This window comes from Massilia sp. TSP1-1-2 (assembly GCF_049896185.1).
In the GTDB taxonomy this organism is placed as follows: Bacteria; Pseudomonadota; Gammaproteobacteria; order Burkholderiales; family Burkholderiaceae_D; genus Telluria_A.
This window is the reverse complement of the sequence record NZ_JAFCTU010000013.1, coordinates 135,225-149,899: the sequence shown is the minus strand read 5'-3', so window position 1 is coordinate 149,899 and position 14,675 is coordinate 135,225. Positions and strand designations below refer to the sequence as shown.

The 14,675-nt window shown below is 61.8% G+C and carries 10 protein-coding genes; 6 read left to right on the top strand and 4 right to left on the bottom strand.

Features of this window, described 5'->3' with window-relative positions; translation table 11 throughout:
- Position 1: 1 nt before the first annotated feature.
- Genes ACP7BV_RS13775 through ACP7BV_RS13760 form a run of 4 tightly spaced genes read right to left on the bottom strand, consistent with a single transcriptional unit; the run spans position 2 to position 7,572 of the window.
- Positions 2-1,450: a glycoside hydrolase family 28 protein gene (locus ACP7BV_RS13775; protein ID WP_426104524.1), complete on the bottom strand. Its 1,449-nt coding sequence runs from the start codon at positions 1,448-1,450 to the stop codon at positions 2-4.
- Complete coding sequence (locus ACP7BV_RS13770) at positions 1,447-4,137, bottom strand: tRNA(Met) cytidine acetyltransferase TmcA domain-containing protein (RefSeq protein WP_426104522.1); 2,691 nt, start codon at positions 4,135-4,137, stop codon at positions 1,447-1,449. The genes ACP7BV_RS13775 and ACP7BV_RS13770 overlap by 4 nt, the downstream gene beginning before the upstream one ends.
- 6 nt (positions 4,138-4,143) lie before the next feature.
- Positions 4,144-5,436, bottom strand: a complete 1,293-nt coding sequence (gene rhaI, locus ACP7BV_RS13765; protein WP_426104520.1) for an L-rhamnose catabolism isomerase — start codon at positions 5,434-5,436, stop codon at positions 4,144-4,146.
- Between the two features lie 27 nt (positions 5,437-5,463).
- The gene (locus tag ACP7BV_RS13760; protein ID WP_426104518.1) at positions 5,464-7,572 is read right to left on the bottom strand and encodes a bifunctional rhamnulose-1-phosphate aldolase/short-chain dehydrogenase; all 2,109 of its coding nucleotides are present in this window, start codon (positions 7,570-7,572) and stop codon (positions 5,464-5,466) included.
- A gap of 326 nt (positions 7,573-7,898) precedes the next feature.
- On the opposite strand from ACP7BV_RS13760, the gene ACP7BV_RS13755 reads away from it, so the two are divergent.
- The 6 genes from ACP7BV_RS13755 to ACP7BV_RS13730 are packed head-to-tail and all read left to right on the top strand — an operon-like array spanning position 7,899 to position 14,670.
- Positions 7,899-8,765: a DeoR/GlpR family DNA-binding transcription regulator gene (locus tag ACP7BV_RS13755; RefSeq protein ID WP_426104516.1), complete on the top strand. Its 867-nt coding sequence runs from the start codon at positions 7,899-7,901 to the stop codon at positions 8,763-8,765.
- Positions 8,762-9,769: a rhamnose ABC transporter substrate-binding protein gene (rhaS, locus tag ACP7BV_RS13750; protein WP_426104514.1), complete on the top strand. Its 1,008-nt coding sequence runs from the start codon at positions 8,762-8,764 to the stop codon at positions 9,767-9,769. Before ACP7BV_RS13755 ends, rhaS begins: the two co-directional genes overlap by 4 nt.
- Before the next feature lie 5 nt (positions 9,770-9,774).
- Positions 9,775-11,304: a sugar ABC transporter ATP-binding protein gene (locus ACP7BV_RS13745; RefSeq protein WP_426104512.1), complete on the top strand. Its 1,530-nt coding sequence runs from the start codon at positions 9,775-9,777 to the stop codon at positions 11,302-11,304.
- Positions 11,301-12,299 carry an ABC transporter permease gene (locus ACP7BV_RS13740; protein WP_426104510.1) on the top strand — a complete coding sequence of 333 codons (999 nt, stop codon included), beginning with the start codon at positions 11,301-11,303 and terminating at the stop codon, positions 12,297-12,299. The genes ACP7BV_RS13745 and ACP7BV_RS13740 overlap by 4 nt, the downstream gene beginning before the upstream one ends.
- Entirely contained in the window at positions 12,296-13,312 is a 1,017-nt protein-coding gene (locus ACP7BV_RS13735) for an ABC transporter permease (protein ID WP_426104509.1), read from the top strand. The genes ACP7BV_RS13740 and ACP7BV_RS13735 overlap by 4 nt, the downstream gene beginning before the upstream one ends.
- A complete protein-coding gene (locus ACP7BV_RS13730; RefSeq protein ID WP_426104508.1) occupies positions 13,309-14,670 on the top strand; it encodes an FGGY-family carbohydrate kinase in 1,362 nt (453 codons plus the stop codon). Before ACP7BV_RS13735 ends, ACP7BV_RS13730 begins: the two co-directional genes overlap by 4 nt.
- The last annotated feature ends 5 nt before the right edge of the window (positions 14,671-14,675 follow it).

Genomic DNA, 14,675 nt, shown 5'->3' with positions numbered 1-14,675 from the left:
GTCAGCTCTTGTCCTGTTCTTCAAAACTCTTTTTAGACGGATCGACCTGGGGCGCGGGCGCCTTGATGACAGCAGCTGCGGCAGGCAAGCCGCGCACGCCGGTATCGTTTTCGAGGGCCACCGGAGCACCCAGAATCAGCTTCGCATCCGAAAACTGCCAGTCCACGGCATCCTGGATATGGCCTCCGCTGGCCGCCTCGATGTCCAGCCGGTCCAGCCGAAAGCGCTGCAGCGGCGCTTCCTTGAAGCCGCTCACCTCAAAGGCCGTGGTGGCGCCCCGGGCCGTGATGTCATGCAGGTGCACGTCATGAAAGCGCGCCATGCCCTGTTCTTTGGGCACCGGCGTGGCCAGTATCTTCCAGACCGCCGGCAACTCGGCCACGTTATCCGGAATCTGGGCGTAGCTGTAGCTCGGGTTCCAGTTCATCGTAATGCGCAGAACCACCGGCACGCCGCTCATGTCAAAGTGGTGCAGGCGCAGGTTCTCGCCAAAGCCACCGCGCGTATGGGCCGATTTGAACAGGATCCCGACCGGCACCTTGCCGCCCTTGACGGTGATGTTGTAGGCCTCGATGTTGCGAAAGCCGCCCGACGTTTCGCTGCCGAAGGTGAGCCCGGCTGCGGCGTCGCGCACGATCGAATTGCGGATCACGACATCTTCGGTGGGGCGCGCCACGCGCAGGCCGTCCGAGTCGCGCCCGGCCTTCAGGCACAGCGCGTCGTCGTTGACCGAAATGTCGGCGTTTTGCACCAGGATCTTGCGCGAGGAGTCGATATCGATGCCGTCGGTTGACGGCCCGAGCCCGCCGTCGTTATTGCGAATCACGACCCCGTCGATGGTGACGTCTTCCGAAAAGCAGACATGCAGCGTCCAGAAGCCGGAGCGGCGCAGCAGCAGGCCGCCCCCCACTTTGACTTGCGACGATTTGTAGACCTGCACCAGGCGCGGCCGCTGTGCGTCGTAGTCCGAGGCCCAGCGCAGGCCGCGCGGCTCGTACGCCTTGCGCAGTGTCCAGTAGCTGTCCCAGAATACCTTGCCGTCGCCATCGATCGTGCCATCGCCGATGATGGAAGCGCCGGTTTGCTCATATATGTTGACCAGCGCCGCCGGCCAGTGCATCTCGACCCCCGCGATCCGGGTCTGCATGACAGGATAATCAGCGATATGCTGGGAACCCAACAGCGTGACTCCCTTGTCGATCTTGAGCGTGACGCCGCTCTTGACGAAGATGGAGCCGGTCAGGTACGTCCCCGCCTTGAAGATGACTGTCCCGCCGTTTTTGGCGGCGGCATCGATGGTACGCTGGATAGCGGCGGTGTTCATTGTGACGCCGTCGCCTTTGGCGCCATAGCGCGCGGTGCTGAAGGTGCCGGCGGCGCTGGCCTGGGCTACCATCATCAGCAGCGCGAAGAGCGAGCCGCCCAGGATTTTGTAACGTTGACCGTTCATTGGATTTTCTCTTCAATTAGTCGCACGGGGCCCAGCATGCCGGAGGGCTGGGGCTTAACCAGGGCAGTATCTTGCGGCTTGAAACGCTCGCCGTAGCGGGCCGCCAGCAAGCGGTAATCCGGCTCCGAGCGCCCTGCCCTGGCATTCAAGGCCAGGTTGGCCACTCGTACTTCAAGCTGGTTGCGGCCCGGGCGCAGCAAGCGCGTGATGTCCAGCACATAGGGCGGATGCCACAGGGCGCCGGCGCGCTGGCCGTTGACCAGCACCACGGCCGCCTCGCGCAGCGGGCTGTCGAACATGGCGCGCATGCCGGCCGGGACGGCGGGCGTGGCAGCCAGCGCCGTGCCAGGGCCAAAGTCGAGCGAGATGCGCGCGCCGGTCAACTGCGCGGCCGTCACATCAACGTCTCTGGTATAAACCGCCTCGCCCGAAAAATAGCGGGTGGCCGGGTTGTCCGTCCAAGACCGCAACACAGGCATGCGCGCGGCTGGCGCGCCGGGAAAGCGCAACTGCCAGTCGGCGCCCAGGTCGGCCAACTGCGTGGCAGGCGCCAGGCGCGGAGCCGGTACGCTGGGCTGCGGTGCTTCGCTCATCACCAGCACGCGCGACTCGTACGGCGCAAGCTTGAGCTGCGGCGCCAGCGCCGCGCCCGTCATGCTGCCGGTGTCGGCGTCCCACCAGGCGGCAAACTTGCGCGGCGTGCGAAAGTCGACGCGGGTGCTCACCTCATGGTTGCTGGTGTTGGCGATGAAGTACAGGTCTGCGTCGGCCAGCTTGCGGTGCACAAAGCCGATGTCGGCGGCGTGGCTTGAGAAACGCAGGTCAGGGACGATGGCATTGGCCAGCGCCGCGCCCAGATCGGCATCGTTGGCCACGAACTGCACGCCGGCTTGGGCGAACAGCGCCTGCGAAGCCGCCTGCACCTTGGCCGAGAGCCGTTCAAAGTCGACCAGGCCCGGCGCCAGCGACGGCTTGCTGCCCACCGCGATGATCTTGCCGCCGCCGCGTACGTACTCGGCCAGCCTGGCCATCACGTCCGGCGCCAGGCGCGACACGTGCGGCATCACCAGTACCGGGTGCCCCACGCCCAGCGCCATGACCGATTCGGCATCGACATAGTCAAGGTTGTGGCCGGCGTCGAGAATTTGCGTGGTCAGCTCGGGCGTGACGTGCTTGTGCATCTCGGCCGACAGTGACGCCTTGCCAGGCAAGAAGGCGGCGTACACGTCGTCATTGGGCAGCAGCACCGCGATGTCGTTGGCCGGTGCGCCCTGGCGCATCAGGTAGCTCATACGCTGCAGGTAGCGGTTCACGTCGGGCATCACGGTCCACCACGGATTGTGCTCGTTGAGCACTGCAGCCGCGTAAAAGGAGTAGCCCGGTTCCGGCGTGCCGGGCGGCGTGTACGGCCAGCCGTGGCCGACGAATTGGTTCACGCCTTGCAGCAGCATGCGGTCGGCTTCAGCCTTCATGTCGAGCGGGGTGGCAGCAAAGGCGGGCGAATTGAGCCAGGTCCAGGTTTCTGCCGAGATGACCGGTTTGCCGTACAAGTGCCCGGCCGACGTGGCCAGGCGCGTGAACGAAAAAGCGCGAAACTGCGGGCCTTCACCTTCGGGCAGCGCCACCAGGCGGCTGCTCGAAAGCGACACCGCCGGTTCGCCATAGGTCTGCGAGCGAAAACGCGTATTGTGCGCACGGGCCCAGGTGTCAATTGGCGTGAGATAGCGTTCGTTGACAAGTTCGGTCTGGGTCAAGCCCCAGTCGCGCCGCACGCTCGCGGCGGCGACGCCCTGCCCGCTCACGATAGCCGGCAGGTGCGGCGTGACATCGTAACCGCGGCGGCGCTTGAATTCGGCGATGAAGTCGTCGGTCCAGTCGGAGCCGTAGGCTTCCAGGCTGTCTGAAAAGACCGCATACGGCGGCTGCTTGCCGAAGGCTTTGAGCAAGGGCGCGGCGACCTTGTCGAGATGGTGCTCGACGGCGCTGCGGCTTAAATGGTCAAGCACGAAGCCTTCGGCGCCCAGCGCGGCGCGCTTGACCTGCTGGCCGGTGCGGCTGGCGATGTAGCTCACAACCACGCGCGCCTCTGGCGCCGGGGTCACCATCCCATCAATCAGCTTGAGGCCGGCGGCATCAAAGCTGGCGCTGCTGCCTTGGCCGATGAAGGTGGCGAGCAGCTTTTCGCCGCTCATGATGGCTGGCTGCATGGGGTTCGTTTCACCCGCGGGCAGCTCGGTGACCACGCTGCGCAGGCGTGCGGCGGCGTGGGCAGGCGCGATGTGCGGCCCGCCGTACGGCCAGCCGCTGGCCAGCGTCATGTCAACGCGCAGGTGGTTGGCGTTGGCCGTTTTGTTGGCAAAGCTGAGCGCGTCCAGAAATTCGCGCGACAGGTAAGGCGTGTTGTGAATACCCCGGGCAGGGTCGTCCAGCTCCATCGGGTACACGGGCTGGATTTCAACGCCGCCAAAGCCGCCCGCTTTCATGGCCAGGAGTTCGCGTTCGAGCTCCTGTTTATTGGCCGAAGGGCCGAACCACCACCAGCGCACCAAAGGACGCGTGTTGGCAGGCGGGGTGACAAAGCCGGCGGCCAGTTGCGCAACCGATGGCCCCGGCGCGCCCGGGGTGAGCGCGTGCGCGAGGCCAATGTGGGTGGACAGTACGACAGCTAGCAGCTTGGCGCTCTTCATTGCGCGTCAAACGATGCCGCTGCTGCTGGCGCCGGCCACTGCCGGACGCAGTTCGGCCTGTTTGGCGCGGTAGCCGCTGGCGCGGTAGCAGCCAACCGGATCGGCGGCGCCCCCCAGGCGCAGGCGGGCCATGGCCAGGATCGGACTGACATCGGTGCGAAACGCGTGCTTGAGCGCCTGCGCCGATTGCAGCACGTCGTGGTTCATCTGGTGCTGCTCGAGCGCCGCGCGGTCGACCAGGGCCGACTGCACAAAGGCGCGCTGCACTTCAATGGCGCTGTTCATCAGGCTTTCGATCGGGTCCGTCACGTTGTGCGACTGGTCCAGCATGTACGACGGCTTGAAAGCCGGCTCGCGCGCGGTGGCGTCGGCCAGCTCATTAAAGATCAGGAAAAGCTGGAACGGGTTGATGCTGCCCGAGTCCAGGTCGTCGTCGCCGTATTTGCTGTCGTTGAAGTGAAAGCCACCCAGCTTGCCAAACTGCGCCAGGCGCGCCACGATCATCTCGATGTTGGTGTTGGGCGCGTGGTGCCCCAGGTCCACCAGGCACTTGGCCTTCGGTCCCAGTTCGGTGGCGCAGGCAAAGCTGGTGCCCCAGTCGGCAATGGTGGTGGCGTAAAACGCCGGCTCGAACAATTTATGCTCGATGTACATCAGCCAGTCGGCCGGCAAGGCCGCGTAGATGCCGCGCATGCTGTCCAGGTAGCGCTCAAGCGCGCCGCGCAAATTGTGCTGGCCGGGGAAATTGGCGCCGTCGCCGACCCATACCGTCAATCCTTTGGAGCCGAGCGCGGCGCCCAGCTCGATGCATTCGATATTGTGCGCCACGGCTTGCGCGCGGGCCTCGGCGCTCAAGGCCGTCAGGCTGCCGTGCTTGTAACTGTGCGCCTGGCCGGCCTGGTCCTGGAAGGTGTTCGAGTTGACGCTGTCAAAACCCAGGCCGTAGCTTGCGGCGACCTGGCGCAGCTCCTTGACGTCGCCCGGCTTATCCCACGGGAAGTGAAGTGATACAGCTGGGGTGGCGCGCGTCAATTTCTGTATCACGCCGCAGTCTTCCATTTTCTCGAACACGTTGCGCGGCTCACCCGTGCCCGGAAAACGCGCAAAGCGCGTGCCGCCCGTGCCCACGCCCCAGCTGGGGAGCGCGACGGCGAAGGTTTGCGCGAGCGCGGTCAGCTTTTCGATGTCCTGGCCGCGGCGCGCCAGCATGCCGCCAAGCGCGGCGTAATCGAGTTCGAGGTCGGCGCACACGCTGGCGTTGTGCTGCTCGATGCGTGCGCTGTCAATCAGTGTAGTCATGTGCTGCGTCTCCCGGATTTTTTATAGTTAGCGCGTGAAAGCGGCGGCGTTGCCGGCGTCGACGTTGATGATGTTACCGGTGCTCTTGCCCGCCTTGCTACTGGAGAGGAAGTATACGGCTTCGGCAATATCTTCGGGCAGCACGCTCAGTTTGAGCATGCTGCGCTGGCGGTAAAAGTCTTCCACGTCGCCCGCTTCAATCTTGTTCGACGCGGCCCGTTCTTCCTTCCACTTGCCGTCCCAGATGCGCGAGCCGCGAATCACGGCGTCCGGATTGACGACGTTGACGCGAATGCCGTGCGGCGCGCCTTCCAGCGCAATGCAGCGCGCCAGATGGATTTCGGCTGCCTTGGCGGTGCAGTACGCGGAGGCGCCGGCCGACGCCACCAGGCCGTTTTTGCTGGCCACGAACACCATGCTGCCGCCCAGCTGCTGCTGCTTCATGATGCGAAACGAGGCGCGGCTGACCAAAAAGTAACCGGTCGAGAGGATCGCCTGGTTGCGCTCCCAGCTTTCAAGCGTGGTGTCTTCCAGCGGGGCGGACGAGGCGATGCCCGCGTTCGAGACCAACAGGTCAATGCCGCCAAAGCGCAGCGCGGTGGCCTGCAAGATGCCTTCGACGCCCTCTTCGCTAGTGATGTTGGCGCCAATGGTGGCTACATTGTCCTTGCCGGCCACGTTGACCAGGTGCGCATGCGCTTCGGCCAGGGCCTCGACGTCGATATCGGTCAGCATCACGCAAGCGCCCTCCTGCAGCAGCTGGCGTGCCACTGCCTGGCCAATGCCGCCGGCACCGCCCGTGACCAGTGCGACGCGCCCGGCCAGGCTTTTTGGCTTGGGCATGCGCTGCAGTTTGGCTTCTTCCAGCAGCCAGTATTCGATGTTGAAGGCTTCCTGTTCCGGCAGGCCCACATAGGTGTCCACCCCGGCCGCGCCGCGCATCACGTTGATCGCATTGACGTAGAACTCACCGGCGATGCGCGCGGTGGCCTTGTCCTTGGCGAACGAGAGCATGCCCACGCCGGGAATCAGGTAGATGATCGGATTGGCGTCGCGCACGGCCGGGCTGTTATCGCGCTTGCAGCGCGCATGGTAGGCAATGTAGTCGGCACGGTAGTTGGCCAGCGCGTCGTCCAGGCCGGCCACCAGGCGATCGATATCCGGATTGGCAGGATCGAAGTCGATCAGGAAGGGACGGATCTTGGTGCGCAAAAAGTGGTCCGGGCAGGACGTGCCAAGTGCGGCCAGCGGCGCCAGATCGGCGCTGCAGACAAATTCCAGCACGGCGCTGCTGTCGTCAAAGTGGCCAAGCTTGTATTCGTCCTTGCTGATCTTGCCACGCAAGACCGGCATCAGGCGGGTGGCCAGCGCGGCGCGCTCGGCGGGAGCCAGCGGCGCGACTTTGGCGCCACCAAACGATGGCTTTTTGGTGTTCGCCTGCAGCCAGCTTTCGGCGCGCTGGATGATCGCCAGCGTGGTTTCGTAGCAGGACTTGGCCGTGTCGCCCCAGGTGAACAGGCCGTGGCCTTCGAGGATGATGCCTTTTAATTTCGGCTGCGACTGCGACACCTGTTCGAGCTTGAGGCCCAGGTCGTAGCCCGGGCGCTGCCACGGCAGCCAGCCCAGTTCACCTTCAAAAATTCTGGCGGTGAGCGCTTCGCTGTTCTTGCAGGCGGCAATGGCGATCACCGAGTCTGGATGCATATGGTCGACATGGCGGCGCGCGATGTAGGCGTGCAGCGGCGTGTCGATGCTGGCGGCCCGCGGGTTCAGGTCGAAGGTGCAGTGCGGCAGGTAGGCGACCATTTCGTCTTCCAGCGCCAGGCCGCGGTAGCGGGCCTTGAGGGCGTTGAGCTTGTCCATGTAAAGCGTGGAAAAGCCGTCCATCTTGATGCTGCCCAGGTCGCCGCCGGAGCCTTTGACCCACAGCACTTCTGCTGCTTCGCCGCTGAGCGGATCGGTCATCGCTACCTTGGCCGACGTATTGCCGCCACCAAAATTGGTGATGCGCAGATCCGAGCCGAGCAGGTTGGAGCGATACAGCAGCAGCTCAGGTTCGCTCATGGTTGCTGCAACGCTGTCGTCCCACAGCGAGGTAATGGCTTGTTGTTGCTGCGATTGGTTTACCACCGTCATACGATCTCCGTTTTTGAATGTGTGAATGCGTTTTGCTGCATGCGCATGTGGATGCAATGCGAGCCCCAGCAAGTGCGTTCAGTAGAATTCAGCACGGCAGTCAGTGTCAATCAATCGGCGATCACGATACTGATTAATCGGTGAATAATCATTTTATTGATTGGTTTGGATATCGCAAAAACGCTGTTTTCGAAATAATCAATTAATTGAGCCAGATGTGATTGACGGCCTGATTTTAACTGACTAGTCTGCACAGTCATCGGGGCGTTCAATATCGAAACGACTACCGGCGCAGGCCGCAAAGACGGCATTCATGGAGACACAAAATGGTCAATCACAAACGCCGTAAACGTTTGCTGAAACTGCTCGCCGAACATACCACGGCCACTGTGCCGCAACTGGTCGAGTGGCTCAGCGCTTCCCCCGCAACGGTGCGCCGCGACATCAGCTGGCTGGCCACGCGCAACCTGCTGACCCGCACACGCGGCGGCGCCGCCAACCTGGAACAAAAGAAGCGCTGCTTCGCGCTTTCCAGTGAAACCTTTCAAAACAATATCCAGTGTTACGGCGAACGCAAACGCGCCATTGCCCGCCATGCCAGCACGCTATGCGTGGATGGCGAAACGATCATCATCAACGGCGGCACGACCACCTTCATGATGGCCGAGTTTTTGGTCGACAAGCACCTCAAGATACTGACCAACTCCTTCCTCATGGCTGAGCGCTTGCTGGTGTCGAGCGAGAATGAAATCATCCTTCCCGGCGGCACTGTCTACCGCGAACAAAACGTGATTCTCAGCCCATTTGAGAACGACATTACCCAGCACCATTACGCAGCCAAAATGTTCATGAGCGTGCATGGCTTGTCGCTGCTCGGCCTGATGGAAGCGGACCCGCTGCTGATCCAGGCCGAAAAACGCTTGATCGGCCAGGCGGAAGAATTGATCGTGCTGGCCGACAGTTCCAAGTTCGCCAAGAAGGCCGGATTGATCCTGTGCGGTCTTAACCGTGTGTCGACGGTGATCACGGATACCTATGCGACCGATTCCGCCGTTCAATTGCTTGAGCAATCGGGCGTGAAAGTGATCACGGTGGCGCCGGAAACATTGCCGCCACAAGCGAACAGCAGTGCCTTCAATCAAGCCTTCGATCAGCGATCCAGCGCACTCTACCTTTCGGAGACAGCACATTGAGCCTTAAAACACTCCTGGCGGCGACCGTGGCCGTGTCCCTGGTAGTCGCCGTTGCCGGCTGCGCCGAGAAGAAACCGGCCAAAACGCGCATCGCGATGGTCGTCAAAAACCTGGGCAACGGTTTTTTCGATGCGGCCCATGAAGGCGCGCTCGAGGCGGCCGCCGAACTGCGCAATGTCGAGATCATCTACACCGGCCCCACCACACCGAGCGCGGAAGGCCAGATTGAAATCATCAACTCACTGATCAGCCAAAAGGTCGATGCGATCGTGATTTCAGCCAACGATCCGAACGCCATCGTGCCCATCGCCAAGAAAGCGATGCAGCGCGGCATCAAGGTCATTTCCTTTGACAGCGCTCTGGCGCCCGAAGGCCGCTTGATGCAACTGAACCCATCGAACGCGCAACTGATCGGGGAAAAACAAGTGCAGATGGCATCCGACGCGATTGGCGGCGCTGGCGATATTGCCATCCTGTCTGCATCGGCCCAGGCGACCAACCAGAATATCTGGATTGGCGTCATGAAAACCACGTTGAACAAGCCGGAATTTGCCAAGATCAAGCTGGTGGCAACCGTGTATGGCGACGACCAGTCCGACAAAAGCTACCGCGAAGCGGTGGGCTTGCTGCGCGCCTATCCGAACCTGAAAGCCATCATTTCGCCCAGCACGGTGGGTATCAATGCAGCAGCCAAGGCCGTGGTGGACGAGAAAATGGTTGGCAAGGTGTATGTAACGGGTTTAGGCTTGCCGTCCGAAATGGCGGGCCATGTCAAGTCCGGCGCCGTCAAGGAATTTGCGATATGGAATCCCATCGACCTGGGTTACGCGGCCACCTACGCCGCCAATGAATTCATCAAGGGCAACCCGAACGCCAAGGCCGGCGGCACGCTGCGCCTGGGCCGGATGGGCGACGTGGCGCTTGACGGCGGCGCCGAAGCCGCGCTGGCGCCACCGTTCACCTATAACAAAGAGAACGTCGACAAATTCTCCAAGGTGTTTTGACGCTTATGTCTGTAATTAACTTGCCCGTCCCCATGCTGGAACTTTCCGGCATCTGTAAACGGTTCGCCGGTGTCGTTGCGCTCAACAATGTGAGCCTGAACGTGCGCGCCGGCGAAGTGATGGCGTTGATCGGCGAAAACGGCGCCGGCAAGTCGACCCTGGTCAAGACGCTGACCGGCATTTACCGGCCCGATGGCGGCACGATCCGCCTTGCCGGAGAAGACATGGTATTCGGCAGCGCGCAGCAAGCCATGCATGCGGGCATCACCGCCGTGCACCAGGAAACCGTCATGTTCGATGAATTGACCGTTGCGGAGAATATCTATGTCGGCCGGCAACCGACGCGGGGCTTTCCGCCGCGCGTGGACTGGGCGCGCATCGAGGCCGAGGCCGAGAAACTGTTTGCTCGACTGGAAGTGACGCTGCCGGTGCGCGCGCGCGTCAAAGACTTGAGCGTGGCGCAGCGACATTTTGTGGAAATTGCGCGCGCCCTCTCGCAAGATGCGCGGGTGGTGATCATGGATGAGCCGACGGCGTCGCTGTCGCAGCGCGAAATCCACGAGCTGTACCGCATCATTGCCCAGTTGAAGGCCGCAGGCACGGCGGTGATTTTCATTTCGCACAAGTTTGATGAGATTTTTGAAGTGGCCGACCGTTACACGGTGCTGCGCGATGGCCAGTTTGTTGCCGAAGGTGCGTTGGCGGACATTACGGAGCCGGAACTGGTGTCATTAATGGTGGGCCGCATCATCCACCAAACCTTTCCCAAGCAGGACGTGGCGCTGGGGGAAACGGTGCTGGAGGTGAATAATTTATGCCATCCGACCGAGTTCGATCAGGTCAGCTTTGCGCTGCGCAAGGGCGAGATTCTCGGCTTTTACGGCTTGGTTGGCGCCGGGCGTTCTGAAGTAATGCAAGCCTTATTCGGGCTGTCCGCTGGCGTCAGCGGCAAGCTCAGCATTGAAGGCAAGCTGGTTCGCATCACCTGCCCCGCCGACGCCGTCAAGCAAGGCTTGGCCTACGTGCCGGAAGACCGCCAGCACCAGGGCGCGCACTTGTCGATGCCGATCGCACACAACATCACGCTGCCGATCCTGGCGAAAATCGGCTTCTTCTTGCGCGGCAAGCGCGCGGTGGAAACGACGATTGCCCGCCATTTCAGTGCCGAACTGGAATTGAAGGCGCATAACTTGCAGCAACTTGTGTCCGAACTGTCAGGCGGCAATCAGCAAAAAGTGGTGCTGGGCAAGTGGCTGGCGACCAGTCCCAAGGTCATCATCCTCGATGAGCCGACCAAGGGCATCGATATTGGTTCCAAGGCTGCAGTGCACCGATTCATCAGTGAACTGGTAACGCGCGGGCTGTCGGTGATCCTGGTGTCGTCAGAGTTGCCGGAAGTGCTGGGCATGGCCGACCGCGTGGTCGTGATGCATCAGGGCCACATCAAAAAAATCTTTTCGCGCATGCAAGCCACACCGGAAAACGTGGTGGCGGCCGCATCGGGCAGCGAACTGGCACAGAAAGAATGCGCATGAAGCTGCTGAAACGACGTGAACTATTGCTGGCGGCACTGATTGGCGCCTTGATCTTGATGGTGGGAATGCGCGCGCCGGTGTTCCTGACGCCCGCCAGCCTGGGCAACTTGCTCACGGACGGCACGCTGCTGGTCATGTTGGCGCTCACGCAAATGTTTGTGATCATCACGCGCGGGATTGATCTGTCGGTCGCGTCCAACCTGGCGCTGTCCGGGATGATGTCAGCCTTGCTGGCAGCAAAGTATCCTGGCTTGCCGCTGGTGGCGGTCATTGCCGTCGCCGTCGCCATTGGGCTTGCGCTGGGTCTCATCAACGGTTATCTGATTGGCCAGCTCGCGCTGCCACCGATTGTGGTGACACTGGGCACGATGAGCGTCTATCGCGGGCTCGTGTTTGTGCTCTCGGGCGGCGCGTGGGTATCCTCGCACCAGATGCCGGCTGACTTTATTGCTTTTCCGCTCAGCCGATTACTGGGCATCACGCACCTGGTCTGGATCGCCGCGCTGGTGATTCTGCTGACATGGTTCATTGCCCGCCACACCCGTTTTGGCCGCGACCTGTACGCCATCGGCAATGAACCGCACTCCGCGCGCTATATCGGCATTCCCACGGCGCGCCGTTTGCTGTGGACGTACGGCTTGTCCGGCGCCATGGCCGGGCTGTGCGGCTATTTGTGGGTGGCGCGCTACGCCGTTGCCTACACAGAAATTGCCTACGGTTTTGAGTTCACCGTGATAGCCGCGTGCGTGATTGGCGGCATCAATATTGCGGGCGGGGTTGGCACGGTCAGCGGTGCGGTGCTGGGCGCGCTGTTCCTCTCGGTGATCAACAACGCCTTGCCAATTGTGAAGGTTTCCCCATTCTGGCAGAGCGCGCTGACGGGCCTGGTCATCCTCACTGCCGTGCTGATCAACGCCCGGGGCGATAAAAAAGGCAGCCGCCAAATCCTGCCGCTGCATCTGGTCAACCCAACCGCCAACAGGAGCGCAGCGTGAGTGCAACCATCACTTTGCCAGCCGCAAGTAAATCGCGCTACACCATCCACGACCGGCCCGCGTTCCAGTGGAAAGCTTTTCTGGGCCGCTGGGAAACTCTGCTCGGCCTGCTGTTCATTGCGGCCTTCGTCACCAACAGCATCCTGCTGCCAAATTTTTTCGACCTGTACAACCTGGCCGATTCCACCTTCAGCTTCAGTGAAAAAGCCCTTATTGCGCTGCCGATGGCGCTGTTGATCATTTGCCGCGAGATCGACATCTCGGTCTCCGGCACGCTGGCCTTGTCATCCGTAGCGATGGGCATGGCGCACGCGCACGGCATGCCGCCGCATGGGCTGATCGTGGTCGCGCTGGCAACGGGGATCCTGTGCGGCAGCCTCAACGGCGTATTGGTGACGCGCTTTGGCTTGCCGTCAATCGTCGTGACCATCGGCACGGTATCACTGTTCAGGGGACTTGCCAGCGTCGTGTTGGGCGACCAAGCGTTCACTGGCTACCCGCAACTGATGAGCGACTGGGGCCAAGGCTATTTCCTTGGCGTGATTCCGCGCGCGTTTGTGATCCTGCTGGTGTGTGCCGCACTGTTTGCCTTTATCTTGCACACCACAAGTTGGGGTCGCCGTATTTTTGCCATTGGCAATAACCCGGTGGCGGCAAGATTTTCCGGCATCCCGGTCGACCGCTATCGCATGATGCTGTTCGTGCTGACCGGCGCCATGGCCGGCCTTGCCGCCTGGCTGCTGACGGGGCGCATCGGCAGCACGCGACCCAACATCGCCATGGGCTGGGAGTTGGAAATCATCACCATGGTCATTTTGGGCGGGGTGCGCATCGAGGGCGGCGCCGGCAGCATTGGCGGCGTCTTGCTGGCCGTGCTGACGCTGGGCATTGTCACCTACGGGCTGTCGCTGGCGAATATCCCCGGCATCATCATGACGATTGTTGTTGGCGTGCTGCTTCTGGTAACCATTGCCCTACCCCGCCTGATGCGCGGACGAAAGACGAACAAATGACGGAACGTGACGCCACGCTGGTACTCGATATTGGCAAGACCAACTGCAAGCTGACGCTGATTGATGTCGACGGCGCCACGCTGGCCGAGCAGCGCTGCCCGAATGCAATCCTGTACGAAGGACAATATCCGCATCACGATACCGAGCGCATCTGGGACTGGATGCTCACCACCTGTCGCGCGTTTGCCAAAATTGCCAAGGTCGGCGCCATCGTGCCGGTGACCCACGGGGCGACTGCTGCCTTGGTGAACAGCAAGTCTCTGGTCCTGCCCGTGCTCGATTATGAAAGTACGTTGCCGGAACAAGTGAACGCGCAATATGGCGAGGTGCGCCCGCCCTTTGAAGAAACGTACTCGCCGGCACTGGCGGCCGGGCTCAACCTGGGGCGGCAGCTGGAATGGTTGTCGACCAGATTTCCTACCGAGTTCGGGCGCGCCCAATACATATTGATGTATCCACAATACTGGGCGTGGCGGTTGTCGGGCGTGTTGGCCAGTGAAGTCACATCGCTTGGTTGCCATACCGATTTGTGGGACCCGAAAAGGCAGGATTATTCGTCACTCGTGGCCCAGCGGGGCTGGCGTGAATTGTTTCCTCCCATTCAGCCCGCGTCTGCGGTGCTGGGGGCGCTGTTGCCTGAACTGGTGGCGCTGACAGGCCTGCCAGCCGATTGCAAGGTCTTGTGCGGGATTCACGACAGCAATGCATCACTGCTGCGCTACCTTGATGGCAACGTTGGCGCGGTGCTGTCCACGGGGACGTGGGTGATTGCCGCTTCGTTCGGCACCCCGCTTGACGCATTGCGCGAGCGCGCCGATATGCTGGCCAATACCAATGCACTGGGTGAACCGGTAGCGTGCATGCGCTTCATGGGCGGGCGCGAGTTCGGGGTGCTGGCCGGGCCAAATCCCGAAATGTGCACTTTGCAGGACTTACAGCACATTATCGATGAAGGTATTTTTGCCCTGCCGTGCTTTGCGCAATCGGGCGGACCGTTCAGTGGCCGAGTGGGCTCCATCACAGGACCTCGCCCGCGTACTGCGAAAGAATGGTACGCGCTGGCAACAATTTACACGGCGCTGATGAGCGACTACTGCCTCGAAGCGCTCAATGCGCGTGGCGTCGTTGCATTGGAGGGCAGCTTCAGCGTGAATCCGCACTTCCCGGCGGTGCTGGCGCTCTTGCGACCGGGACAGAAAATAGTCGTGTCCAATGACGCCAACGGGACGATTTGCGGGGGATGGAAACTGCACCGCCAGCTTGCGATTTCTGTCGCATTCAACAGTATTGAAGCGCAAGCGCTCGATTTAGTCGGCTTGCACGATTACCAGGCTCGTTGGCGTGTACTGCTCGACTAGACCTG